The sequence below is a fragment of the Pseudomonas sp. DTU_2021_1001937_2_SI_NGA_ILE_001 genome (genome assembly GCF_032463525.1).
Taxonomy (GTDB): Bacteria; Pseudomonadota; Gammaproteobacteria; order Pseudomonadales; family Pseudomonadaceae; genus Aquipseudomonas.
In genome coordinates this window covers 690,710-713,669 of the sequence record NZ_CP135971.1, presented here as the reverse complement: position 1 = coordinate 713,669, position 22,960 = coordinate 690,710, and the positions used below count along the sequence as shown (strand labels likewise).

The 22,960-nt window shown below is 63.9% G+C and carries 19 protein-coding genes and 1 tRNA gene; 5 read left to right on the top strand and 15 right to left on the bottom strand.

Translation table 11 applies throughout. The annotated features are described in order from the left end of the window. Nucleotides 1-87: 87 nt before the first annotated feature. From RRX38_RS03175 to RRX38_RS03165, 3 genes are all read right to left on the bottom strand, one after another. Nucleotides 88-297, bottom strand: coding sequence for a DUF2945 domain-containing protein (locus tag RRX38_RS03175; RefSeq protein ID WP_315961495.1), 210 nt, complete (start codon nt 295-297; stop codon nt 88-90). 100 nt (nt 298-397) lie between these two features. Next, the gene (locus tag RRX38_RS03170; RefSeq protein WP_315961494.1) at nt 398-856 is read right to left on the bottom strand and encodes a metallophosphoesterase family protein; all 459 of its coding nucleotides are present in this window, start codon (nt 854-856) and stop codon (nt 398-400) included. A 22-nt stretch (nt 857-878) separates the two neighbouring features. Continuing rightward, on the bottom strand, nt 879-1,832 hold the full coding sequence (locus RRX38_RS03165; protein ID WP_315961493.1) for a LysR substrate-binding domain-containing protein: 954 nt from the start codon (nt 1,830-1,832) through the stop codon (nt 879-881). A gap of 95 nt (nt 1,833-1,927) precedes the next feature. On the opposite strand from RRX38_RS03165, the gene RRX38_RS03160 reads away from it, so the two are divergent. Genes RRX38_RS03160 through RRX38_RS03150 form a run of 3 tightly spaced genes read left to right on the top strand, consistent with a single transcriptional unit; the run spans nt 1,928 to nt 4,010 of the window. After that, nucleotides 1,928-3,064, top strand: coding sequence for a DSD1 family PLP-dependent enzyme (locus RRX38_RS03160; protein WP_315961492.1), 1,137 nt, complete (start codon nt 1,928-1,930; stop codon nt 3,062-3,064). Then, on the top strand, nt 3,054-3,458 hold the full coding sequence (locus RRX38_RS03155; RefSeq protein WP_315961491.1) for a RidA family protein: 405 nt from the start codon (nt 3,054-3,056) through the stop codon (nt 3,456-3,458). The genes RRX38_RS03160 and RRX38_RS03155 overlap by 11 nt, the downstream gene beginning before the upstream one ends. A 54-nt stretch (nt 3,459-3,512) precedes the next feature. Next, nucleotides 3,513-4,010, top strand: coding sequence for a signal peptidase II (locus RRX38_RS03150; protein WP_315961490.1), 498 nt, complete (start codon nt 3,513-3,515; stop codon nt 4,008-4,010). A gap of 150 nt (nt 4,011-4,160) precedes the next feature. On the opposite strand, the gene RRX38_RS03145 is transcribed toward RRX38_RS03150, so the two are convergent. From RRX38_RS03145 to RRX38_RS03120, 6 genes are all read right to left on the bottom strand, one after another. Next, nucleotides 4,161-5,669: a sensor domain-containing diguanylate cyclase gene (locus RRX38_RS03145; RefSeq protein ID WP_315961489.1), complete on the bottom strand. Its 1,509-nt coding sequence runs from the start codon at nt 5,667-5,669 to the stop codon at nt 4,161-4,163. Nucleotides 5,670-5,820: 151 nt separating this feature from the next. After that, a tRNA-Gln gene (locus tag RRX38_RS03140) sits at nt 5,821-5,895 on the bottom strand. 241 nt (nt 5,896-6,136) lie between these two features. Further along, a complete protein-coding gene (locus RRX38_RS03135; protein ID WP_315961488.1) occupies nt 6,137-7,243 on the bottom strand; it encodes a Gfo/Idh/MocA family oxidoreductase in 1,107 nt (368 codons plus the stop codon). A gap of 148 nt (nt 7,244-7,391) precedes the next feature. Continuing rightward, the gene (locus RRX38_RS03130; RefSeq protein ID WP_315961487.1) at nt 7,392-7,841 is read right to left on the bottom strand and encodes a hypothetical protein; all 450 of its coding nucleotides are present in this window, start codon (nt 7,839-7,841) and stop codon (nt 7,392-7,394) included. A 144-nt stretch (nt 7,842-7,985) separates the two neighbouring features. Beyond that, nucleotides 7,986-8,234, bottom strand: coding sequence for a hypothetical protein (locus RRX38_RS03125; RefSeq protein ID WP_315961486.1), 249 nt, complete (start codon nt 8,232-8,234; stop codon nt 7,986-7,988). 133 nt (nt 8,235-8,367) lie between these two features. Next, complete coding sequence (locus RRX38_RS03120) at nt 8,368-11,409, bottom strand: FAD-binding and (Fe-S)-binding domain-containing protein (RefSeq protein WP_315962625.1); 3,042 nt, start codon at nt 11,407-11,409, stop codon at nt 8,368-8,370. A 153-nt stretch (nt 11,410-11,562) separates the two neighbouring features. Between RRX38_RS03120 and RRX38_RS03115 the strand changes: the two genes are divergently transcribed. Continuing rightward, nucleotides 11,563-12,456: a LysR substrate-binding domain-containing protein gene (locus RRX38_RS03115; RefSeq protein WP_315961485.1), complete on the top strand. Its 894-nt coding sequence runs from the start codon at nt 11,563-11,565 to the stop codon at nt 12,454-12,456. 242 nt (nt 12,457-12,698) lie between these two features. Here the strand turns inward: RRX38_RS03115 and RRX38_RS03110 are convergent, their stop codons facing one another. From RRX38_RS03110 to RRX38_RS03100, 3 genes are all read right to left on the bottom strand, one after another. Next, nucleotides 12,699-13,595 carry a polysaccharide deacetylase family protein gene (locus RRX38_RS03110; RefSeq protein ID WP_315961484.1) on the bottom strand — a complete coding sequence of 299 codons (897 nt, stop codon included), beginning with the start codon at nt 13,593-13,595 and terminating at the stop codon, nt 12,699-12,701. Between the two features lie 83 nt (nt 13,596-13,678). Then, nucleotides 13,679-14,359: a hypothetical protein gene (locus RRX38_RS03105; RefSeq protein ID WP_315961483.1), complete on the bottom strand. Its 681-nt coding sequence runs from the start codon at nt 14,357-14,359 to the stop codon at nt 13,679-13,681. A 293-nt stretch (nt 14,360-14,652) separates the two neighbouring features. Beyond that, entirely contained in the window at nt 14,653-15,726 is a 1,074-nt protein-coding gene (locus tag RRX38_RS03100; protein ID WP_315961482.1) for an extracellular solute-binding protein, read from the bottom strand. Nucleotides 15,727-16,040: 314 nt separating this feature from the next. On the opposite strand from RRX38_RS03100, the gene RRX38_RS03095 reads away from it, so the two are divergent. Then, nucleotides 16,041-16,319, top strand: coding sequence for a DUF1652 domain-containing protein (locus tag RRX38_RS03095; RefSeq protein WP_315961481.1), 279 nt, complete (start codon nt 16,041-16,043; stop codon nt 16,317-16,319). Here RRX38_RS03095 and RRX38_RS03090 read toward each other — a convergent pair whose 3' ends face one another. The 3 genes from RRX38_RS03090 to RRX38_RS03080 form a co-directional block, all read right to left on the bottom strand. Next, the gene (locus RRX38_RS03090) at nt 16,320-18,794 is read right to left on the bottom strand and encodes a UvrD-helicase domain-containing protein (RefSeq protein WP_315961480.1); all 2,475 of its coding nucleotides are present in this window, start codon (nt 18,792-18,794) and stop codon (nt 16,320-16,322) included. A 104-nt stretch (nt 18,795-18,898) separates the two neighbouring features. After that, nucleotides 18,899-20,539: a phosphoglucomutase (alpha-D-glucose-1,6-bisphosphate-dependent) gene (pgm, locus tag RRX38_RS03085; protein WP_315961479.1), complete on the bottom strand. Its 1,641-nt coding sequence runs from the start codon at nt 20,537-20,539 to the stop codon at nt 18,899-18,901. 105 nt (nt 20,540-20,644) lie between these two features. After that, nucleotides 20,645-22,933, bottom strand: coding sequence for an ATP-dependent DNA helicase (locus RRX38_RS03080; RefSeq protein ID WP_315961478.1), 2,289 nt, complete (start codon nt 22,931-22,933; stop codon nt 20,645-20,647). Nucleotides 22,934-22,960: the final 27 nt, after the last annotated feature.

Here is a 22,960-nt window from a genome sequence, read left to right as displayed (position 1 = left end):
CAGCAGATGCATGGGTTTTGCTGACCTCTTCGCGAGCAAGCTCGCTCCAACAAAGGCCGAAGAGCGTCTAACTGAACAGTATCGAGGCTAGGCCTTTTTCAACGCGTCTTCCTTGTGCATCGCCGTCGCCCCGGTCTTGTCACTCTTGACCTCGTACTGCGGCTGGTCCTTGGAGCAATGTCGGGTACGCCCGCGAAACTCGACATCCTCGGTATGCTTCTTGACCACCTTGCCGTGAATCACCCCGGCCTCGGAATTCCAGGTCACGGTATCGCCCTTCTTGAATGCACTGCTCATGCAAGCCTCCCTAGGTTCAGACAGCGTCAGGCAGTTGAACCCGATGGGCAGAAGAAAATTCCGTGTGCATCGCCCAACGGCACTACCTCCGGGCGCTGCGTCATTGCAGCAGAGGCACCAGCTGCGCCTCTACCCCCGCTGGCCCCAACTCCAGAATCGCCACGGTCACCGGCAGTTTGAAGCGCCGCGGCCCGGCGCTGCCGGGATTGAGCCACAGGCGCTCACCACGCCAGTCGATCAGCGGCTTGTGCGAGTGGCCGGTGATCACCACCTTGATCTCACCCGCCAGTTCCGCTGGCACATCCGCGCGGTCGTGAACCAGCAGAATCTGCCAGCCTTCCAGATCGAACAGCGACTGATCCGGCAGTTTATCGGCCCAGGCAAAACCCAGGTCATTGTTGCCACGCACCACGTGCAAGGGGGCGAGGCGCGCCAGTTGCTCGAGGATCTCCGGCTTGCCGATATCACCCGCGTGCACAATCCGCGCACAGCCCTGCAAGGCCGCCAGGGCCTCTGGACGCAACAGCCCGTGAGTGTCGGAGATAACGCCAACTTTCATTGCAGCTCCTTGTACCAGTAGCTCACTCAAGGGGGTGATGCGAAGCGTCGTCGCCCATCGGCTCAGGGGTAGACAACGGCGTGAGAGGGCTGTCACCGCCGAAAGCCTGTTCGAGGAATGCGACAAGTGCCTGCACACGGGCACTGCGTTGCCGGCGCGCAGGCACCAAGAGCAGCACCGGTACGCTGCCGAACGACCAATCGGCCAGCACCCGAACCAGACGCCCCTGGCTTATCGCCTGCTCGACATCCCACTGCGAACGCAGCACCAACCCCAGACCTTGTTCGGCCCAGCGCCGGGCCACGCTGCCATCGTTGCACAGCATCGCCGGATCAATGCGCAGGCTGCGCTGCCTTGCCCCTTGCTGAAGTTGCCACAGGGTCACGTCCTGATCGTTCTCGCGGATACACAGGCAGCGATGATCAGGCAACTCGTCTGGCGTGGCGGGCACTCCATGGCGCGCCAGATACTCAGGGCTCGCGCACAGCCAACGGTGATTGCTGGCCAGAGTTCGTGCCACCCAGGCACTGTCGCTGACCGGGCCGATATGCACCACCGCATCGCTGTCGTGCCGATCGGGCCAGGGAGTTTCGCGCAAGTCCAGGCACAGGCGCAGCCCCGGGTGCAGGCGAGCGAACCGAGCCAGCAACGGTGCGATGCGCTGGCGTCCGAAACCGAACGGCGCGGCCAGGCGCAAGGTGCCGTGCAGCGGCGCGTCAGAGGCACGAAAGGACTCCGACAAGCGCTCGAAGCGCTCCAGCAGTTGCGCACACTCCTCGGCCAGGCGCTGGCCTTCGGCAGTCAGACTCAGGCGCCGAGCATCACGGTTGGCCAGGGCAACACCCAACTGCGCCTCGAGCTTGCGCAGACGCATAGACAAAGCTGGCGGGGTCACTCGCAGTGACCGCGCGGCTGCGCTGAGCGAAGCCGAATGCCCCAGCGCCACGACCAGACGGAGATCTTCAAGGCTGAACATTCAGATTCACTTAATGATTGATGACCAGCCATTGAACCACGGCTTTACGAACAAACAATAGAGTGGCAACCACGACTCATATGGAGCGCTTCGTCATGCCTCACTCACTCGACCACCTCGAGACCCCGGCAGCACTCATCGATCTGCCGACGATGTCTCGCAACATCCAGCGCTTGCAGCAGCGCGCAGAACGGCTGGGCGTACGCTTGCGCCCGCATGTGAAAACCAGCAAGTGTCTGCCGGTAATCAAGGCTCAACTGGCCGCCGGCGCCCAGGGCATCACCGTGTCGACCCTCCACGAGGCCCGACATTGCTTCGCTGCCGGCATCGACGACATTCTCTATGCCGTGGCCATCGCCCCCGGCAAGCTGCCACAAGCCCTCGAACTGCAGCGTCATGGCTGTCGGCTGGGCATCCTGACTGACAGCCTCGAGAGCGCACGGGCCATCGTCGAATTCGCCAGCCGACATCAATGCGCGTTCAGCGTATGGATCGAGATCGACAGCGACGGTCACCGTGGCGGACTGAAGGCCGATGACGATACCCTGCTGACGGTCGCCCGCTGCCTGCATGCCGCCGGCATGCGCCTGGCCGGGGTCATGACTCACGCCGGCTCCAGTTACGAACTGAACGACTCCGAGTCCTTACAGCGCCTGGCAGAGCAGGAGCGCCTCGCCTGCGTGACGGCCGCCGAACAGCTGCGTAACCAAGGGCTGCCCTGCCCCGAGGTCAGCGTCGGCTCTACGCCCACGGCGCTGTCAGCCGCCCACCTGGAGGGAGTCACGGAAGTTCGCGCCGGTGTCTATGTATTCTTCGACCTGGTGATGCACAACGTCGGCGTCTGCCACCGCGAAGACCTGGCCCTGAGTGTCCTGACCACGGTCATTGGCCATCAGCTGGACAAAGGCTGGGTCATCACCGACGCCGGATGGATGGCCATGAGCCGCGACCGCGGCACGCAACGCCAGCGCCGCGACTTCGGTTACGGACAGGTGTGCAGCCTGGAAGGCGAATGGATCGAAGCGGCGCAATTTCATACCGCCAATCAAGAGCATGGGCTCATCACCCTGGCAAACCTGGACAGCAGCACCCTGCTGTCGCGTTTTCCCATCGGCCTCCGTTTGCGCATCCTGCCCAACCACGCCTGCGCCACTGGGGCGCAGTTTCCTGCCTACCAGGCGCTTGACGCCCAGGGCAACACTCAAGCCTGGAGTCGCCTGCATGGCTGGTAATGCGGACCGCACGATAAGCACCCGACAGGCCGCAGCGCCTGGCGGTCATTACGTTCAGGGTTTGCGGCACGCCAATACGCTGTTCATTTCCGGGCAGTTGCCGATACACCCTGGCGGCGGACACAGCCACGACGCGCCGTTCGAAGTCCAGGCAATGATCGCCTTGGATAATCTGCTGGCCGTGCTGCGAGCGGCGGGAGGCGAAATCCACGATCTGCTGCAGGTGAGGGTCTATCTGGTAGGCGTGCAGCACTGGCCGACCTTCGATCGACTCTATGCCCAGGTATTGGGTGAACATCGCCCAGCCCGGGCAATCGTTCCGGTCGCGGAGCTGCACCACGGCTATCAGGTCGAGGTGGAAGCCATCGCCAGCGTGCACGAAGGCCTGGAGTAAAGTCTGTGCTCAGGCTATCTTCACGCCGCCCCTACTTTGCTCGGAACCGCTGTCATGCGCCAGTTATTGAGAGCCCCTGCCTTCGCCTTAGTGGCCGGGGTGCTGTTCATCCTCTTCGACCAGTGGGTCAAGCTCGTGGCCCTGACACGCCTGGCCCACGAGAGCTTGCGGTATGGAAGCAGCAGCCTGTGGCTCGACGTGGCGTTGAGCCTCAACCCTGGTGCGTTCTTAAGCCTCGGAGCCGGCCTGCCACTGCTGCTCAAGCAGGCCATCTTCGTCATCGCGGTCGGCCTGGTGGTGGCCTGGGCCATCAGGTGGTCGCTGTCGCACTGGAGCATCGCCACGGCCAAGGCCGCAGCGGTGTACCTGATCGCATTGGGTGGGGCTTCGAACCTGTTCGACCGGGTCTACCGCGACGGTCATGTGGTGGACTACCTGGTGCTCAACCTCGGCAGCCTGCACACCGGCGTATTCAACATCGCCGACATGGCGATCATGGCCGGAGCCTTTTATCTCATCGTCGAGGGGCTGCGGCGCCCGAGCCAGGCCTAACCCCAATACGTGTCATCCGGCTTTTGTTGAAGCGAGCTTGCTTACGAAAAGTCCGGTAAAGCCAGCACATCGGCTGTGAACTTGAGGCAGTCATCGCGAGCGGGCTCGCTCCAACAAGGTCCAATTACCACTAACCGAACGGTATTGGGCCTAGCCCTGGCAAATCCGATTACGACCCTGCTGCTTGGCCTTGTACAACAGGCCATCGGCCCGTTGCAGGAGCGCCATTGCACTGCCTGCAGCGAGGCCCGAAGTACTGGCGACCCCGGCGCTGATCGACACCACGCCAAGCGGGCTGCCCGCGTGCACCCATTGCGCCTCGGCCACGGCAGCCCGTATCCGCTCGGCCGCCGCAGCGGCCTGTGTCAGGTCGCTGCCGGGGAGCAGAATGACGAATTCTTCCCCGCCATACCGAGCCACCAGGCCGTGGTCAGCATCAAGCTGATCAGACAACAGCGCAGCCATGCGCCTCAGGCACTGATCGCCGTCCAGGTGGCCGTAGCGGTCGTTGTACTGCTTGAACCAGTCGATATCCAGCAGGATGACGCCCAGCCCGCGATGCTCGGCTTGAGCCCATTCGCGTTGCAGGGCGATATCAAAGGCGCGACGGTTGGCGACGCCGGTCAGCCCGTCGGTACGGGCCAGCAGTTCCAGTTCGCGGTGCGCTTTGCCCAGGCGTTTCTCGGCAACCATCAGTTGCTGCACCTGGCGCCAGATCAATCCGCCGAGCAGACCGAGCACCAGGATCATCACCCCGGTAAGCGCGAACGAACGCCAGACGTACTCCCACCAGGACGCGTACACCGACTGCATCGACAGGCCGGCGGCGGTAACCAGCGGCAGCCCCGGAATACGCTGATAGGCATACAGCCGCTCGACCCCATCCACCACCGAAGTCACGATCGCCGTGCCCTGATCGGCCACGGGCAGGTACTTGCTGAAGATTTCGCCCTTGGCCAGATTGGTGGTCATGATTTTTTCAATGGTGGGCCGCCGCGCCAGGAGGTCGCCGTTGACCAGCGCCAGGAAGATCACACCCTGCTCATCCACCGCCATGCGCTGGAAAAACGCCTGGAAATAGGCCACCGGTACCGTCGCCAGCGCCACGCCAGCGAAGCGCCCGTCCGGATGGTTGAGGCGGCGGCTGATCGGCACGATAAGCTCACCCGTGGTACGGCTGACGACGATGGATCCGATATGCACGGCAGCGCTGGAGTTGTCCCGATGCCAGATGAAGTAGTCGCGGTCACTGTTGTTGAGTCCAACCTGTATCTGGCTGAACGAATTGGCAATCCAGTTTCCCTGCGCATCGTAGACGAACAAACCTTGCAGTCCTTCAACCTCGACCACGTTGTGCTTCATCAGTTGCGCCAGGCGTTCGAGCTGCGCCGTACCCAGGCCGTCGGTCTCGATACGCTCGGCGATGTTGCGCAAGGTGTTGTCGGCCTGGCGTACGGTGTCGGTGGCTTGCTGTTCGGTGGCGCGCACGATGTTGAGCACCGCACTGCGTGCGCTGGCCAGACGCTCGTTCGCTGACTGCTTGATCTGCCAAAGCGTGGCCAGGATCAGCGAAACGCACACCAGGCTGATGAAGAACGCGATCCAGATCGACAAAGCCCTGGAGGTCATGCGACCAGACAACAGCGAGAAAGGCTTCATGAGACGTGCGCGGGATCCTGAATTTTGCCGCCAGCATACAGGCACTCAGGTCTGTTGCGACAGGATCGCAGGACACAGGCCCGACGTGGAAAAGGGGCAGACAGAAACGCAAAAAACCCTGAAGGGCAAAGGAAGATATTCGAAGAGAAAATGGCAGGGGCGGCTGGATTCGAACCAACGCATGGCAGGATCAAAACCTGCTGCCTTACCGCTTGGCGACGCCCCTGTAGCGACGAGTGCGTGAGCACTCTGCTGAAACTTCCAGCGCGTCTTGGCAGACCATGCTGGAATGGGCGGCAATTTAACAACTTTATTGTCGCCTGTGAAGCCCTGATGTAAAAAAATTTACTTTTAAAACAGCTGGTTACTGATTGACCCGGCTGCCCTGGGTCGAGACCCGCCATTCGCCAAGCAAAAACGGGCCTACCTGACCTTTCGCAGAGCCTGTCCCCTGCCCTCAACGGCCTTTACTCGGTTGGAGATTCGGTATCAATCATCTCCGGCACCTTGGCGAGCGGGAACTCGCGCGCCTGGCTGCGCTGCGGGCCGCGACGCCCTGGCACATGCTCCAGCGTCTGCGGCCGGCCGGTTTGCAGTGCCCGCTCGATGGCCGCCACCACGCGCACATCGCGCCAGCCTTCCTGGCCATCCGCTTCCGGTGTCTGGTCGTTGAGGATGCAAGCGGAGAAGTAGGCGGTCTCCCCGGCGAACTGGTCGACCACCGGGTGTACATGCTCGCGGCAGCTATCGCCGCGCTTGGCGCGATAACCAATTGCTACACCTTCCCCATAGCCGAAACAGGGTGACGCCTCGACCTCCCCTTCACTGCCGATCAGTTGGAAGCGCTCGCTGTCGGGCAGGCTGTAGCTGACGGTGAAATGTGCCAGGCGCTCACCGGGGAAGCGCAAGGCCACGGTCACCGTGTCCCAGGTGCCGATGTCGTGCTTGGGGTCTTTGCTGCCAAATGCGGTGACCTCGATCGGCTCGTCGCCGAACAGTTGACGCACCATGTTCAGCGGATAAGGCCCCATGTCCGGCACCGGGCCGGCGGCGAAGCCATGCTTGGAGCGGTGGTTGCTGGCCTTGACGGTCTGGGTGAAGGTGGAGGTGAACAGGCGCGGTTCACCGAACTCGCCCGCGCGCACCCGCTCGATGATCTCCAGGGTGCCCGGCTCGCTGTGCAGTCGATAGGCGACCATCAGCTTGCTGCCGGTGCGGTTGGCGGCCTCGATCATCGCGTGGCAATCGGCTTCGCTGGTGGCCATGGGTTTTTCCAGCAGCACATGAATGCCCGCTTCCAGCGCCGGAATCACGAACTCGGTATGGCGGAAATTCGGCGTGGCCACATACACGGCGTCGATTTCGCCGGACTTCAGAAGTTTGTCGTAGTCCTCGTAGCGGTACGCCTTGATGCCGTATAACGCGGCCAGTTTCTCGGCCTTCTGCGGGTCGCCGGTGACCAGCGCGGCGAGCACCGAATTGTCGGTCTGCCCTACGCCTGGCATGAACGCCCCTTGGGAAATCGATCCGCCGCCTACGACCCCATACCGGATCTTGCCGTCTTCACTTGGCATCCTGACTCTCCTTCAACCGTGGGCAACCGATTGATCGCCCTTGCATAGGTGGGCCAGAAGCAGGCGGGGAAGTTCAGAGAATTTCGCTTTCGGGTTTGACCGACAGAGACTGACTGCGCTCTGCCAAGCCCCAGCCGTTCGAACCTCGTCAAGCCGTTGTCGTATTCAGCAACATGAAGATGACCGAAACCGACAGATCACTTTGATACTCGAATGCCAGATGCACGCAAGGATAAGCGTCAAGGACATGTTCAAAAATATCCGTCCCGCCGGTGCCGTTGAAGGCGTACGGTGGGTGCGCCGAGCACGGCGCTCCAAAAAGCCGCCTGACCTGGGCACGATCCATATCCAGACTCAGAGGTAACGGTAACGCCTGTGCCAATGCTCGCGCAGCAAGCCCGGATTCAGGGCGGCGTATGGCGATGGACTCGAAGACGCCACCCTCGCCGAATTCGACCATGACCCCAGGCGCCGCCTCGAACGCGAACCAGTTCTTGCCACCTTCGCAGCCACTGACCGAAGGATCCATGTCGAAACCAGGAATCTCGAACGTACCATGACGTTGGCCCAGGCAGCCTATCAATGACTCGAACTGCATGATGCTCATACCTCCGTTAATGGACTGAGCACCATCGAATACAGGTTCAGGCAAAAAGGTTGCGTGACTGCGTTACAGCAGATGTCATGTACGCCACCAAGAGCCCGCCAAGGGAGGCAGGCTTAGCCCGCCCCCCTGCCCGGGTCAGACCTCCAGCCGCCTGGCGTGCTCGACTCCGGCGCTGCTCAGCTTGATGGGAAACACCAGTTGCGGTGTGTCCTGCTGCTCGGACACCGCGCCGCCATGGATCAGGTGGCGGCCCTGCAGGTCCTTGAGGACGTCGGCGACAGCCCTCTCACCTCGGTAGTTGTCCAACACTTCCTTGCCCAGCCCCTCGGGGTGAGCGTGCAGCAGACGGGTCAGGACTTCGCGCTCCAGCTCTTGATCGCTCATAGATACCTCTCTGGTTGCTATCGATGTAGGTGACGGGTCGCCACAGTTTTGTGACCCGTCCCTATTCCAGAGATTCAACCGGATATCTGGCGCGGCCCTTGCGCCCCTTCAGGCACGCCAGGGCCAACGCTGATCACGCACTGCGCAGTTGCTGCAACAACACCTGCAACGGATGCAGCACTACCTTGCCATCCTGGCGCTTGACCTGGCTGCGGCACGAGTAGCCGTCGGCAACCAGCCCGCCATCGGCGGCATGTTTGGCGACCAGGGGCTGCCAGGATTGCTGGTAGATGATCGCCGAGGTCTTAACGTTGCGGGTTTCATGGCCGTAGGTACCGGACATGCCGCAGCAGCCGCTGGGCAGCACCTCCAGCGTGAGCCCCAGGCGCGCATAGGCCTTCTGCCACAGGCCGACGCTGCCCGGCTCGTTGGTCTTCTCTGTGCAGTGCGGCAGGAAGCGGAACGCCTGGCCGGTCTCGGCGAATTCCGGCAGTTGCGCCTGGGCCAGCCATTCCTGCGGCAGCAACACGGTAGGCGCCTGTTCGCCGAGGGTCTTGGCGTACTCCTGGCGGTACACCAGGGTCATCGCCGGGTCCAGGCCCACCAGCGGGATGTCGTAGCCTTGCAGGCTGCGCAGGGTCTGCGCGTTGTAGGCGGCGGCCTTCTCGAACGCGGCCATGAAGCCCTGTACCTGCAACGGCTTGCCGTTCGGCGCGAACGGTGCCAGGTACACCTGGTAGCCCAGGCGGCTGATCAGCTCCAGCCAGTCGGCGACCAGGTGGGTCTCGAAGTAGCGGGTGAACGCGTCCTGCACCAGAATCACGGTGCGCTGGCGCTGTTCGGCGCTCAGTCGCGCCAGGCGTTCAGGCGTGGCGATGGCGACGTTCCAGCGCGCGCAGGCGGCGCGGAAATCCATGAGGCTGAGCAGCGGGCTGTCGACCATGCCGGCCACATGTTCCAGCAGGTAGCGCACCGGCCTGGCGCTCATCAGGCCGTTGTACAGCTTGGGAAAGCGCGCCAGGTACGGAATGCTGAATTCCAGCGAGCCGATCAGGTAATCCTTCAGCGGGCGCAGGTAACGGGTGTGGTACAGCTCCAGGAAGCGCGAGCGGAAATCCGGCACGTTGACCTTGATCGGACACTGGCCGGCGCACGACTTGCACGCCAGGCAGCCGGCCATGGCGTCGTACACCTCATGGGAGAAGTCCGCCTCGCCGCGCCGCCGCGCCAGGCTGTTGCGCACCCTGCCCGCCAGGCCCTGGAAGAAACCGGCCGAACGCGCCTGCACGCTGGCGGCCAGTACGTCGATGTTCTGCTGGCCTTGCAGACGCAGCCATTCGCGGATCAGCGAGGCGCGGCCCTTGGGCGAATGCACACGGTCGCGGGTGGCCTTCCACGACGGGCACATGGCGTCGTTGGGGTCGTAGTTGTAGCAGGCACCGTTGCCGTTGCAGTGCACCGCGCTCTCGTAGCTCTGCCATACGCGCTCGTCGATGCTGCGGTCCAGGTCACCACGCAGCTGCACTTCGTCGACCAGGGTCAGCCTGGCCTCCGGCTTTGTCGCCGGAGTGGCGATCTTGCCGGGGTTGAGCTGGTTGTGCGGGTCGAAGGCTGCCTTGAGCGCCTGCAACGCCGGATACAGCTCGCCAAAGTAGCCGGGCACGTACTGCGAGCGCAGGCCCTTGCCATGTTCGCCCCACAGCAGACCGCCGTACTTCTGGGTCAGCGCCGCGACTTGGTCGGAGATCGGGCGGATCAACGCGGCCTGGGCCGGATCCTTCATGTCGAGGATCGGCCGCACGTGCAGCACACCGGCATCGACATGGCCGAACATGCCGTACTGCAGGCCGTGGCTGTCGAGCAGGTCGCGGAACGCCTGGATGAAGTCGGCGAGGTTCTCCGGCGGCACGGCAGTGTCTTCCACGAACGGCTGCGGCCGCGCCTCGCCCTTGACGTTGCCGAGCAGGCCCACCGCACGCTTGCGCATGGCATACACGCGGTTCACGGCGGCACTGCCCACCGCCAGGGTATGGCCGAGGCGCACCACCGAGGTGTCGCGCTGCAGGTGCTCGACGAACTCATGCACCCGGCGCTCCACTTCGTCCAGCTCGTCGCCACTGAATTCGATCAGGTTGATGCCCAGGGTCGGCACCTCGCCACCGGCCGGGAAATACTCGGCCACGCCGTGCCAGACGATGTCCTGCATGGCCAGCATCAGCACCTTGGAGTCCACCGTCTCGATGGACAGCGGCTTGTGCGCCATCAACGCCTTGGCATCGCGCAGCGCCTCCATGAAGCTGGCGTAGCGCACGTTGACCAGAATCGAGTACTTGGGAATCGGCAGCACATTCAGGCGCGCCTCGACGATGAAGCCCAGCGAACCTTCAGAACCGCACAGCACGCTGTTGAGATTGAAGCGACCGTCCTCTTCACGCAGGTGCGCCAGGTCGTAGCCGGTCAGGCAGCGGTTGAGCGGCGGGAAAATATCCTTGATCAATTGCGCCTGTTCATCGGCAATGCCCTGAGCGCAGCGGTACACCTCGGCGGCGCGGTCGGTGCCGGCCTTGGCCGCGTCGAGGGTGGCTGCGTCAAGGGGGCGGCTGTGAATGCACTCGCCACCGAGCAGCACGGTATGCAGGTCCAGCACGTGGTCACGGGTCTTGCCGTAGGTGCAGCTGCCCTGGCCGCTGGCATCGGTGTTGATCATGCCGCCGAGGGTGGCGCGGTTGGAGGTCGACAGCTCCGGGGCGAAGAACAGGCCATGGGCCTTGAGCGCCGCGTTGAGCTGGTCCTTGACCACCCCGGTCTGCACCCGCACCCAGCGCTCTTCGACGTTGATTTCCAGGATGCGGTTCATGTGCCGCGACAGGTCGACCACCACACCGTCGGTCAGCGACTGGCCGTTGGTGCCGGTCCCACCACCCCGTGGGGTCAGCACCACCTGCTGGAACTCCGGGCTGCCGGCCAGGCGCGCGACGATCTGCACGTCATCGGCGTCGCGGGGAAACACCGCCGCCTGCGGCAGGCGCTGGTAGATGGAGTTGTCAGTGCCCAGCACGCTGCGCGAACCATGGTCCCGGGCGATCTCGCCAGCGAAGCCGGCACGGCTCAGGGCACTGAGAAAGCGTTCATAAAGGTCGGCCTGGGGGCTGGCAGGCTTGAGCTGGGCAATCATCACGGAGGTTCCTGGCACGGAGACTTTTAATAGGTAAAACACGTATGCTGCGGGGCATGCCCGGCTACGCCTGAATCACGGTGCTGCCGATTCTCCGGCACTGGGTGGCATTGGGCAAACGTAAATACCGCCGTTTTTGCATGAGTTTTATGAATGAATCCGCGCCGACTCACTCCGTCAATGTCCCTGCTGCTGGCCTTCGAAGCCGCCGCGCGGCATGGCAGCTTCACCAAGGCCGCCGATGAACTGGCGCTGACTCAGAGCGCGGTCAGCCGCCAGGTGCAGGCGCTGGAGGCGCAACTGGAAGTCGAGCTGTTCAAGCGTGACGGCCGACGCATCGAACTGACTCCCACCGGGGCGCTGTACCAGCATGAGTTGGCTGCCGCGCTGGGGCGCATCCGCAGCGCGACGCTGCAGACCATCGCCCATAAATCGCAGGTCGGCACCCTGAACCTGGCGGTGCTGCCGACCTTCGGCTCGCGCTGGTTGCTGCCACAGATGCATGATTTCTATGCTCGGCACCCCGGTTTCGTGGTGCACATCCATTCGCGCATCGCCCTGGCCGACCTCAGCGTCGCTGCCCAGGACATGAACGCGCTGATCTGTGCCGGCGACGGCAACTGGCCCGGCTACATCGCCCACCCGCTGATGGTCGAGCAACTGCTGGTGGTGGCCAGCCCAAGCGCCCTGCCCGACCACGCCGCCCTGCAACCGGCGGACGTGACGCGGCACTCGCTGCTCAGTGTGGTTTCACGACCGCACGCCTGGTCGGACTGGTTCGAGCACAACGGCCTGGACCACCACGTGATGCGCCCAGGCCCGAGCTTCGAGGTCACCTCGCACCTGATCCAGGCGGTCGCCGCCGGTATCGGCATCGCCCTGGTGCCTAGCGTGCTGGTGCGCGATGAATTGGCCAAGGGTGAGCTGGTCAGCCTGTTTGCGCCCATGAACAGCGGCCGCAGCTATTACCTGGCCTACCCGGCGCGCTTCCAGAACCTGCCGTCGCTGGTGGTGTTCCGCGACTGGCTGCTGGCGAGGGATTGCTGAATAGCCGTTGTCCGGCCTGAACGCAGAGAAGCTTCCCGGCTGAAGCCAATATTGTTCGATTAAGCGCTTTGCGGCCTTGTGGGACTGGCCCGGTGGGAGCGGCTTCAGCCGCGAAAGCGCCGGGAAATTCACTGCATCTGTTGTGAACATGCGATCGCTTCGCGGCTGAAGCCGCTCCTACCCGGCCTGACTGATCAGTACTGCGGCTACAGCCGGTCCGAGCGGGCTGGACGCAGGGGCGGTCAATGGCTGTTACGGTCCCAGATCCAGTTCCACCAACCGGGCAGGCGCACCGGCTCGCTGGCGTCGCGCACGGTACGTGCGGTGGCGGCGCGCAGCAGTTCTTCGGGGTCGTCGTAGAAGGGTTTCGCGGCCAGTGGCAGGCCGTCGGCCTGGGCGCTGTCGAGGAGAATCTGCAGGTATTCCTGGATGTGCCGCGCGGTGTAGCGGTTCACATCATGGAAGGTCACCACCACTGGTGTGGCGCCGTCCACCACCGGCAGTTCGCCATGGGCGATGCGCTCGCGCACCTGCGACACCTGCAGCAGCAGGTTCTCACGCCGCCGCGGGCTCATGTTGAAGCCGTAGATCTTGCCATCATTGGCACTCAGGTCGGTGAGCAGCACGCTCAGGCCCTTCTGCTGGTAAGCGGCAAAGGTGCGTCGGTCGTAGTTCCAGAATGGCGGGCGCACCAGCGTGGCGTGCTGTCCGGTTTCGGCCTGGATGATGCGCAACCCGTCGGTCAGCGCCTGCTCCAACGCTTCGGGACTCAGCGAACGGTGGTTGGTATGCCGTGGGGTGGCGGTATGGAAGCCCAGCACATGCCGCTCGCGCCCTTCACGGCGCATCAGTTCGCGACCGGTGGCGGTGCCGCCCCCGCCGATGGCGCCGGTCTGTACGAAGAACACCGCCTTGATGCCCGGCATCACCGGATTGTCGGCCAGGTCGTCGAGGATTCGCGCCGTGGGGTTATAGAAGTCCGAGCCACTGGGGCCGTCATCGAAGCTCAGCACGAAACGCACCGGGGCCTGCTGGCGCAGGTTTTCCACGGTACGCTCGGTAAGGGGGATGGGTGGACCGATGCAACCGGCCAACAACACGGCGAGGGCCAGAACCAGGGCGTTGAGTACGACGTTCATGAAGAGTCCGCAACGAAATCGCCCGCCAGGACGGCGGGCGATAGCGCGCACACTAACGCCGGTACTGCGTTTATGCCACTACTTCATGCGCGGCTCGGGCAACTGGCCTGTACATCGTTGAGGTTCTGCTTGACCACCTGGTATTCCATGCTGGCCTTGCCGTTGGTCCATTCCAGGGTCATGACCAGCACCGAGTCGAAATCGTTGCCGGTCCAGTCGTCGATCAGCTTCATTTCCTTGCCCGAAGCCTCCTTGGCGACCTTGTTGACCAACTCCGGCAGGTAACCGTGGGACCAGGCGGTATAGATGGTGGCATTGTGGTACTTGGCGTCCATCAGCTCATCGGCCAGGTCATCGGTGTCGTTGGCAGCGAAATCGATATTGACCGGCAGGCCCAGCTTCACCGCGCTGGGACCGATGGTCAGCAGCGGCCGAATGTAACTGTAGGAACGGTCACCCTCACCCTCTTCTACATGGCGACTGGGGTCGGCGGCGAAGATGTAGTCGGCCTTGCCGAATTCGCTGGGCAGCACCTCGGCGAGGTCCAGAGCACGATTCAGCCCCTGGCAGTTCAACTGGCCCAGGCCCATGGCCGGTTTTTCCGCATGGCGCAGGAACACCAGGGTCTGGGTGCCGTTCTTCGGCTCGGCCAGCACGCCGTCGCCGATGGAGAACCAGAACACCGCAGAGGCACTCAGCACGGCTGGCAGGACCAGCCAGCGGCGCTGGCGCCAGCGGTCACACAAGGTTTGCAAGCGTTTCATATGTGAATCCGATACAGGTTGGATGTAAGCCGTCTGCCCAATCACGGCGGCCACGTCAGCCCGCCGGGTGAATGTCGGCAATGATCGGCTCCCTGCCGTTACGGCTATCGGGGTCCTTCCCGCAGCCCTGAAGCAGGCTAGCGCCAAGATGTTGCACGATGAAGAACGAGAGCCATCGCGGGGGGAACCTGCCAGGGTGTGCATCGGATCCGCGTAACACCGCTGCGTTGCACAGAGGCGCGAAAAACCGACGAAAAGTTGTCAGCAAATATGAACCGCCTGGCCCTTGAGGGTCATTCCCCGGTCTTGATCCGGTTCCAGATCTGGTCACGCAACGCCGCAATCTCCGGGGTGACGTTCTCCAGCACGAACATGCGGCTGATCGTGTCGTCCGAGGGGTACACGGTCTTGTCGTTCCACACCGACGGAATGATCAGCGCGTCGGCCTTTTCATTGCCGTTGGCGTAGCGCATGCGGTTACTGATATTGGCGATCACGTCCGGGCGCAGCAGGTAGTTCATGAAGGCATAGGCGGCCTTCTCGTTGGGTGCATCGACCGGCATGGCGACCATGTCGAACCACATCGGCGCGCCTTCCTTCGGCACCACGTAGTCGATATGCACGTCGCTGCCCTGTGCGGCCTGCTGGGCCATGGCAATGTCACCGGACAACCCCACCGCGACGCAGGTCTTGCCTTGGATCAGGTCCTGGGTGAAGCCATCGAGCTGGAACGAGGTGATGTAAGGCTTGATGCTGGCGAGCAGCGCTTCGGCCTTGGCGTAGTCGGCCACCGAGGTGCTGTGCGGCGGCAGGTCAAGGTAGTTGAGGGCGATGGGCAGCATTTCGGGGGCATTCCTCACCACGGCCACACCGCATTTGGCCAGCTTGCTGATGTTCTCGGGCTTGAAGATCAGGTCCCAGGAATCCACCGGAGCCTTGTCGCCGAGCAGCGCCTTGACCTTGTCGCGGTTGTAGGCGATGCCGGTACTGCCCCAAAGGTAGGGAAACCCGTGGGCATTGCCGGGGTCGCTGACCTGCAGTGCCTTGAGCAGCACCGGGTTGAGGTTGTTCCAGTTGGGCAGACGGCTCTTGTCGAGAGGCTTCAGGGCGCCGACGGCAATCTGCTGCGCCATGAAATGAATGGAGGGAACCACCACGTCGTAACCCGAATGCCGGGCCAGCAGTTTGACGTTCAGCTCGCGATTGCTTTCATAGGTGGTGTAGTGGCTTTGGATACCGGTCGCGGCCTTGAAATTGGCGAGGGTGTCTGGCGCGATGTAATCGGTCCAGTTGGCGATGTTCACCGTCTCGGCGCCCTGCGCAGCGGTGGCCAGTAACACCAGTCCCAACATGGCTTTCTTCAACATGGTTTTGACCCTCGGCGCAATGCTGTCAGCTTGCCTTCTGTCGCTTGGCGCCGCAATCAAAAGAATCTCTGACGCTCATAGAAAGGCCACCTCGACAGGCACCGATGCGTAACAAAGATGATGCACATCAAGAAACGCGAGTTATTTGTAACCGCCCGACAGATATTTCACGTTGTGTCACATTGCGGTGCTATGTTGAGTGTTCACCAAGACAAGCCTGACACTTCTGCCGGAACGTTCCTACTTTTCTGCAGAACACTCTCGTTGTCCGGCCCGCTCTTGCCCTGCCACTCCACGCATCGATTGATGCTTGCATGAAACAGGTGGGTCCCATGAACAAGGTCACGTTTCCCAACGCCTGCCAGCTCATGCGCTGGCATTTCCATCCGGTCGGCTTCGAGGCCACCATGGATGCTCCCGGCAGCATGGTCGCCCGTCTGTTCGACCGGGCCAGTGGCCAGACCTTCGTGGCGATCGCAGGCCTGCCCTGTGCCACGGTGATGCATGCCCGTGACGTGGAAATCATCATCGAAGCCATCGAGACGGAGATGGAACTGTTCGGCCTACCGGCCGCTGCCTCACACGCCTCCTGATCAGGCCTGGGCGCCCGCCGCGACACGCCGGTCATCGAAGAACGGCTGGTCAGCGGCGATGCGCGCCGAGGCTCTCGGCCCCTTGGCCTCTTCCTGGCCATCGATGAACCAATAGCACTGACGCACCGCACGAGTGATGGCTACATAGGCCAGGCGCAGCACTTCGTCCTGCTGAGCCTTGTCGTAGGCCTGCGGGTCAACGGCCTCGCCCAGACCGGCCAAGCGGTAGAGCTGGTTCTTCGAGGGCGATTGGGTCAGGTGCTGGCAATCACCGAGCAGGAACACCGTATCGGCCTGCAGGCCCTTGGCACTGTGGTAACTCAGCAGGCGTATGCGTCGGGCCTGGGCGGCATCGTTCTGCAGCAGGGTCTGCAAGGCCTCGGGCAGACGCTGGCGCTCGCTGCCCTTGCGGTACAGCAGCAGGATACTGTCGCCCTGCTGGTAGTGCGCCTGGACCTTGTCGACCAGCAGCTGGTCGTCGCGCTCCAGAATCACCACCGGCGTCAACGGCTGCGGCGCGCCGCAGGCCTTGGCTTTCTTGCCGGGAATCGCCGGCGCGGCGCGTACGATATGTTCGGCAGCATCGATGATGTACTGGTGGCTGCGGTAGTTTTCGCTAAGCATCACCCGGCTGCTGGCCGGCGCAGAAAAGGTCTTGTCGAAGGCCATGAAGTAATGCGGTGAGCTGCCACGCCAGCCATAGATCGACTGCCAGTCGTCGCCGACGCACAACAGTGACGAGTAAGTCGCCCGCCGCCCGACATGCATGGCCGGGCCACGACGGCGGATCTCGCGCAGGCTGGCCCGCAACCAGGAAACGATCTGCGGCGAGACATCCTGGAATTCGTCGATCAGCAGGTGCGCCAGCGGGCGCAGGGCCTGGTCATCGAGCTGGGTGAGGTTTTCCGGGCTGTGCTCACCGAACAGCGCGAACATGCGGTTGTAAGTCATCACCGGAGGGCTGAGGTCCAGCAGCTGCGACTCGAAGGCCTTCCAGAACAGACTCAAGGCCTCGAAGAAGCAGCGATCCGAATCGTCACTGGCGAAGCTCATGCGCGCCACGGCGTCGGCGACATCCAGCCCCAGGTTCTCGATGAACCCCGCGGCCATCACGAAGCAGTCCAGCAGCGGCGCGCTAGCCAGCTCCCCCTTGACCTTGTATTCGAAGCCGGGCCCGGCGCTGGCCTGGCCGCTCAGGCTAGCCAGGAGCTGGCGGCCAGCCTGATAGCTGTCCAGCCAGATTACTGGCTGGGCACAGAACGCCTGGAACAGTGTGCGCTTGATCACCCCCTCGGCCCACAACGGCAGCTTGGCATCGGGGCGCTTGAATTCGCGGTTCTCACTGTCGTCGACGCCCAGCACCACCCAGGCATCCAGCTCGGCGGCATAACCATGCAAGTGAAAGGCATGGCCGTTGATTTGCACGGTCTGGCGGCTGGGTTCGATGCCTTCGATGGGCCAGGCTCCGGCGCGCCGCCACAAGCCTTCGACCGTGTCGCACCATGCAGCGTCGCGCTTGGCCGACAGCTCGGTCACCGCCATGCGTTTCTGTACGTCCGGGTGGTCGCGCTCCAGTTCGCGCAGCTGCCGGGCCTGACGGCACAGCGGCGCGATCAGCTCCCGAAAGCGTGGCTCGCGGGCATAGAGGTCGCGGTAGCAGAGGTTGAGCTGCTGACGCTGGGCGTCGTTGATGCGCAGGTCGAAGGGGTTGCTGTCGACATCTTCGCTGGCGGGGCTGGCACTGCCCAGGGTCTCGAAGGCCTGCAGGCGCTCGAAACCCGGCAGGCTGCGGACCATCGGCAGAATACGGGAATGGAAAGTACGCACCAGTTCGCGGGCCTGGCGATCGCTCAGCTCGTGGCCCCACAGGGCCATGACCTGCTTGAGGCGGGCGATGAAATCCTTGCGCGATTCACGGGTGAAGGTCACCACGGTCAGGCTGTCCAGCTCGAAGCCCAGGTAGTGGACCAGCAGGACGATGCGCAGTACCAGCGAAGTGGACTTGCCCGCCCCGGCCCCGGCGATCACGCAGGTGGAGGGTGTGTCGCTGAAGATCAGCTTCCATTGCGCGGCGCTGGGTTGATTGTGGGCCGGCAGTTTCTGCTCGACATCGGCCTTGATGCGTTTCTTGAGTTCGGTACTGAGCGGCAGGCGCCAGTCGTCGAACAGGTGATCTTCGACCTGCGGACCGCGATGCGCCTCGGGGCGGGTGTCACGGATCAGCAGCATGCGCCGGCCCTTCTCCACACCATCCAGATGCCCATCGGCATAGCCCTCGCGTACACCCTCGCCGTGACCGTTCAGATAGCCGTCGGTGTGGCCTTGTGCCCAGGAAGTCTGGTGCTGGGCACCCAGCCCGTCGAGCGCCTTGGACAGCCCCCTGGCCAGCAGGCGCTTGAACCACGGCAGGCGTTCGGCAGCAACCAGGTCGATGTCCAGTTCGGGGGGCAAGGCGGAAGGCAGGTCGTCAGGCACGCGGGGGTCCGTAGCAAGGCTGAAAGCCGCCTATGGTGGCCAAAAACGCTGCCAAGCTCCAGCCTTGGCAGCGTGCCATCATCGAATCGGACGAAGCCGCTGGCTCAGGCGATGGCTTGGTCGACCAGGGCCTGGGCTTCGCCGACCAGACGTTGCAGGTGCTCGTCGCCGATGAAGCTTTCCGCGTAGATCTTGTAGATGTCCTCGGTGCCCGACGGGCGCGCGGCGAACCAGCCGTTGGCGGTCATCACCTTCAGGCCGCCAATCGCCTGGCCGTTGCCCGGCGCATGGCTGAGCACCTGCTGGATCGGCTCGCCGGCCAGCTCGGTGGATTTCACCTGGTCGGGCGCCAGCTTGCCCAGCGCGGCCTTCTGCTGCGGGTTGGCCTTGGCGTCCACGCGGGTGGAGAACGGCTGGCCCAGCTCGGCGGTCAGCGCGGCATAACGCTGGCTCGGGTCCTGGCCGCTGCGTGCGGTCATTTCGGCGGCCAGCAGTGCCGGGATCAGGCCGTCCTTGTCGGTGCTCCATACCGTCCCGTCGCGACGCAGGAACGACGCCCCGGCGCTTTCCTCGCCGCCAAAGCCCAGCGAGCCTTCGAACAGGCCCTGGGCGAAGAACTTGAAGCCCACCGGCACTTCGAACAACTGACGCCCCAGGCGCGCGGTGACACGGTCGATCAGGCCGCTGCTGACCACGGTCTTGCCCACCGCTGCATCGGCGCGCCACTGCGGACGGTTCTGGTACAGGTAGTCGATGGCCACCGCCAGGTAGCTGTTGGGGGTCATCAGCCCGCCAGTGGGGGTCACGATGCCATGGCGGTCGTGGTCCGGGTCGCAGGCGAAGGCGATCTGGTAACGGTCCTTGAGGCCGATGAGGCTCTGCATCGCGTGGCTGGACGATGGGTCCATGCGGATCTGCCCGTCCCAGTCGACGCTCATGAAGCGGAAGGTCGCGTCCACATGCGGGTTGACCACGTCGAGATCGAGCTTGTAGTGCTCGGCGATGGCCTGCCAGTAGCGCACCCCGGCACCGCCCAGCGGGTCGACACCCAGTTTCAGGCCGGCATTGCGGATCACTTCGAGGTCGATGACGCTCTGCAGGTCGGCCACGTAAGTATTCACGTAGTCATGGCGATGCGTGGTGTCGGCGCGCAGGGCCTGCTCGTGGCTGATGCGCGAGACATCGGCGAGCTTGCCGGCCAGCAGTTCATTGGCCTTGTTCTCGATCCACTTGGTGACGTCGCTGTCGGCTGGGCCGCCATTGGGCGGGTTGTACTTGAAGCCGCCGCTCTGCGGCGGATTGTGCGACGGGGTGATGACGATGCCGTCGGCCAGGCCGCTGCTGCGGCCGCGGTTGTAGCAGAGAATCGCGTGGGACACCGCCGGAGTCGGGGTGTATTCGTCGTTCTCGGCGATCATCACCTGCACGCCATTGGCGGCCAGCACTTCCAGGGCGCTGGCGGCGGCCGGGGTGGACAGCGCGTGGGTGTCGGCACCGAGGAACAGCGGGCCATCGATGCCCTGGCTCTTGCGATACAGGCAGATCGCCTGGCTGATCGCCAGAACGTGCCATTCGTTGAAACTCAGCTCGAAGGAGGTGCCGCGGTGCCCGGACGTACCGAAGGCCACACGCTGGGTCGCCACCGAGGCATCCGGCTGGCCGGTGTAATAGGCCGTGACCAGTCGTGGGATGTCGACCAGCAGATGCTCGGGTGCCAGCTTGCCGGCGAGTGGACTGAGACTCATGCAACCTCCATAGAAAGTAGAAATCACTGCCGGGCGCGCCGGACAGCGGCAGTTTACTGGCACTCTGACCAAGTTGCTCGGCTTTGATTCAGCCCGTGACGGACTTCAGTCGATCTGCCACCAGCGCGGCAGCAGGCGCTGCACCTTGGCTTCGGCGAAACGGTCGTCGATCAGATGCACCACGCCCCGGTCTTCACGGGTGCGGATCACCCGGCCAGCGGCCTGCACCACTTTCTGCAGGCCCGGATACAGATAGGTGTAATCGTAGCCCGCACCGAACAACGCAGCCATACGCTGCTTGAACTGCTCGTTGATCGGGTTGAGCTGGGCAAGCCCCAGGGTGGCGACGAACGCGCCGATCAGCCGCGCGCCCGGCAGGTCGATGCCCTCGCCGAAGGCGCCGCCCAGCACGGCGAAGCCGATGCCCTGCCCGTCTGCCGTGAAGCGCGCCAGAAACGCCTCGCGCTCGGCCTCGCTCATGCCCCGGGCCTGGCTCCACACCGGCAGTTCCGGATGGACCTGGCGCAGCCGCTCCAGCACCTGTTGCAGGTAATCGAAACTACTGAAGAACGCCAGATAGTTGCCCGGTCGCTCGCAGTACTGCGCGGCCATCAGCTCGACGATCGGCGCCAGCGAGGCGTGGCGGTGGGTGTAGCGCGTGGAGATCCGGCTGACCACGTGCACCTGCAACTGTTCGGCGGAAAAAGGCGATTCGACGTCGATCCATACCGTACCGGCCGGCAGGCCCAGCAGGTCGGTGTAGAACGGCTGCGGCGTGAGCGTCGCGGAGAACAGCACGGTGCTGCGCGACGCCGCCAACCGTGGACCGATGAAGCGTGCCGGCACCACATTGCGCAGGCTCAGGCGCGAACGCACACGCTGGCGGCCGAGGTCGCGGCGGGTGACATCGCAGATGAAATGCTCGTCGAACAGCTCGGCGATGCGCGTGAAGCCGATCAATTGCAGGTACAGGCCCTGCAGGGCCGCGTCGGTGGCCTGCTGCGGATGCGCGTTGAAGTGGTCGCTCAGCGCAGTGATGCAACCGCCCAGGCTGCCCAGCAGACGCTCCGGCAGCTGACCGAGGGCCTGGTAGCTCTGGGTGTGCTCCTTGTTCAGGGCATTCCACTGGCGGTTGAGGCGTTGCAGCGCCTTCTTCACCGGCTCCGGTGCGGTGGGGATGACCTCGGCGAGGCTCTGCTGGTCGAGGCTGGCGCTGTACATCGCGCGGCTGCGCTCGACCATGTTGTGCGCCTCGTCGACCAGTACGCCGACTTGCCACTGGTTGAGCTGCGCCAGGCCGAACAGCAGCGCACTGAGGTCGAACCAGTAGTTGTAGTCGGCGACCACCACGTCGGCCCAGCGCGCCAGTTCCTGGCTCAGGTAATAGGGGCAGATGCCATGCGCCAGCGCCGTGTCGCGAACGCCGGCCCGATCCAGCCAGGCGCTTTGCAGCGCCGCCTGGCGCGCGGCAGGCAGGCGGTCGTAGAACCCCTTGGCCAACGGACAGGCTTCGCCATGGCAGGCTTTGTCGGGATGTTCGCAGGCCTTGTCGCGGGCCACCAGCTCCAGGACCCGCAGCGGCAGACCTTGCGCATGGCGGTCGAGGGTCTGCAACGCGTCCAGCGCCAGTTGCCGGCCCGGGGTCTTGGCGGTGAGAAACAACAGCTTGTCGAGCTGGCGCACCGGCATGGCCTTGAGCAGCGGGAACAGCGTGCCCAATGTCTTGCCGATGCCGGTGGGCGCCTGGGCCATCAGGCAGCGGCCGGTGCTCGCCGCCTTGTACACCGATTCGGCCAGCACCCGTTGGCCGCTGCGCATCTGCACATGGGGAAAGCTCAGCAGAGTCAGGGCCTGGTTGCGCTCGGCGGCATGCGCCAGTTCCTGGCGCGCCCAGTCGAGAAACAGCTGGCACTGGTGCACGAAGAAGGCACGCAGCTCTTCACGGCCCAGCCGCTGGCGGATCAGCGTTTCGCGTTCGGTGGCCACGTTGAAGTACACCAGCGCCAGATTGACCTCCGCCAGGCCGCGGGCTTCGCACAGCAGCCAGCCGTAGACCTTGACCTGCGCCCAGTGCAGGTGACGGTGGTTGTCGGGCATGGCATCCAGCTCACCGCGATAGGTCTTGACCTCTTCGAGCTGGTTGAGCAGCGGGTCGTAGCCGTCGGCGCGACCGCGCACGCTGAGCGCTTCGAACTCACCGCTGAGCGGAATTTCCGCCTGATACTCAGGCCCCCGCCGCGCCGCCACCTTCTGGTGCCCGGCAATGCCCTCCTGGGCGCTGGGCGATGGCGTGAAGCGCAGGTCGAGGTCGCCGGCCTTGGCGGTGAACTCGCACAGGGCGCGCACGGCCACGCGATAACGCGGCGAGTCGGCAGAGGAATCGGTGAGGCTCAAGGGGGTTACCGAATACTGGATGGGCGC

Bases quoted from the DNA above. Each gene is read 5' to 3' on its own strand.
- RRX38_RS03175 (WP_315961495.1), bottom strand. From the start codon at position 297: ATGAGCAGTGCATTCAAGAAGGGCGATACCGTGACCTGGAATTCCGAG.
- RRX38_RS03170 (WP_315961494.1), bottom strand. From the start codon at position 856: ATGAAAGTTGGCGTTATCTCCGACACTCACGGGCTGTTGCGTCCAGAG.
- RRX38_RS03165 (WP_315961493.1), bottom strand. From the start codon at position 1,832: ATGTTCAGCCTTGAAGATCTCCGTCTGGTCGTGGCGCTGGGGCATTCG.
- RRX38_RS03160 (WP_315961492.1), top strand. From the start codon at position 1,928: ATGCCTCACTCACTCGACCACCTCGAGACCCCGGCAGCACTCATCGAT.
- RRX38_RS03155 (WP_315961491.1), top strand. From the start codon at position 3,054: ATGGCTGGTAATGCGGACCGCACGATAAGCACCCGACAGGCCGCAGCG.
- RRX38_RS03150 (WP_315961490.1), top strand. From the start codon at position 3,513: ATGCGCCAGTTATTGAGAGCCCCTGCCTTCGCCTTAGTGGCCGGGGTG.
- RRX38_RS03145 (WP_315961489.1), bottom strand. From the start codon at position 5,669: ATGAAGCCTTTCTCGCTGTTGTCTGGTCGCATGACCTCCAGGGCTTTG.
- RRX38_RS03135 (WP_315961488.1), bottom strand. From the start codon at position 7,243: ATGCCAAGTGAAGACGGCAAGATCCGGTATGGGGTCGTAGGCGGCGGA.
- RRX38_RS03130 (WP_315961487.1), bottom strand. From the start codon at position 7,841: ATGCAGTTCGAGTCATTGATAGGCTGCCTGGGCCAACGTCATGGTACG.
- RRX38_RS03125 (WP_315961486.1), bottom strand. From the start codon at position 8,234: ATGAGCGATCAAGAGCTGGAGCGCGAAGTCCTGACCCGTCTGCTGCAC.
- RRX38_RS03120 (WP_315962625.1), bottom strand. From the start codon at position 11,409: ATGATTGCCCAGCTCAAGCCTGCCAGCCCCCAGGCCGACCTTTATGAA.
- RRX38_RS03115 (WP_315961485.1), top strand. From the start codon at position 11,563: ATGAATCCGCGCCGACTCACTCCGTCAATGTCCCTGCTGCTGGCCTTC.
- RRX38_RS03110 (WP_315961484.1), bottom strand. From the start codon at position 13,595: ATGAACGTCGTACTCAACGCCCTGGTTCTGGCCCTCGCCGTGTTGTTG.
- RRX38_RS03105 (WP_315961483.1), bottom strand. From the start codon at position 14,359: ATGAAACGCTTGCAAACCTTGTGTGACCGCTGGCGCCAGCGCCGCTGG.
- RRX38_RS03100 (WP_315961482.1), bottom strand. From the start codon at position 15,726: ATGTTGAAGAAAGCCATGTTGGGACTGGTGTTACTGGCCACCGCTGCG.
- RRX38_RS03095 (WP_315961481.1), top strand. From the start codon at position 16,041: ATGAAACAGGTGGGTCCCATGAACAAGGTCACGTTTCCCAACGCCTGC.
- pgm (WP_315961479.1), bottom strand. From the start codon at position 20,539: ATGAGTCTCAGTCCACTCGCCGGCAAGCTGGCACCCGAGCATCTGCTG.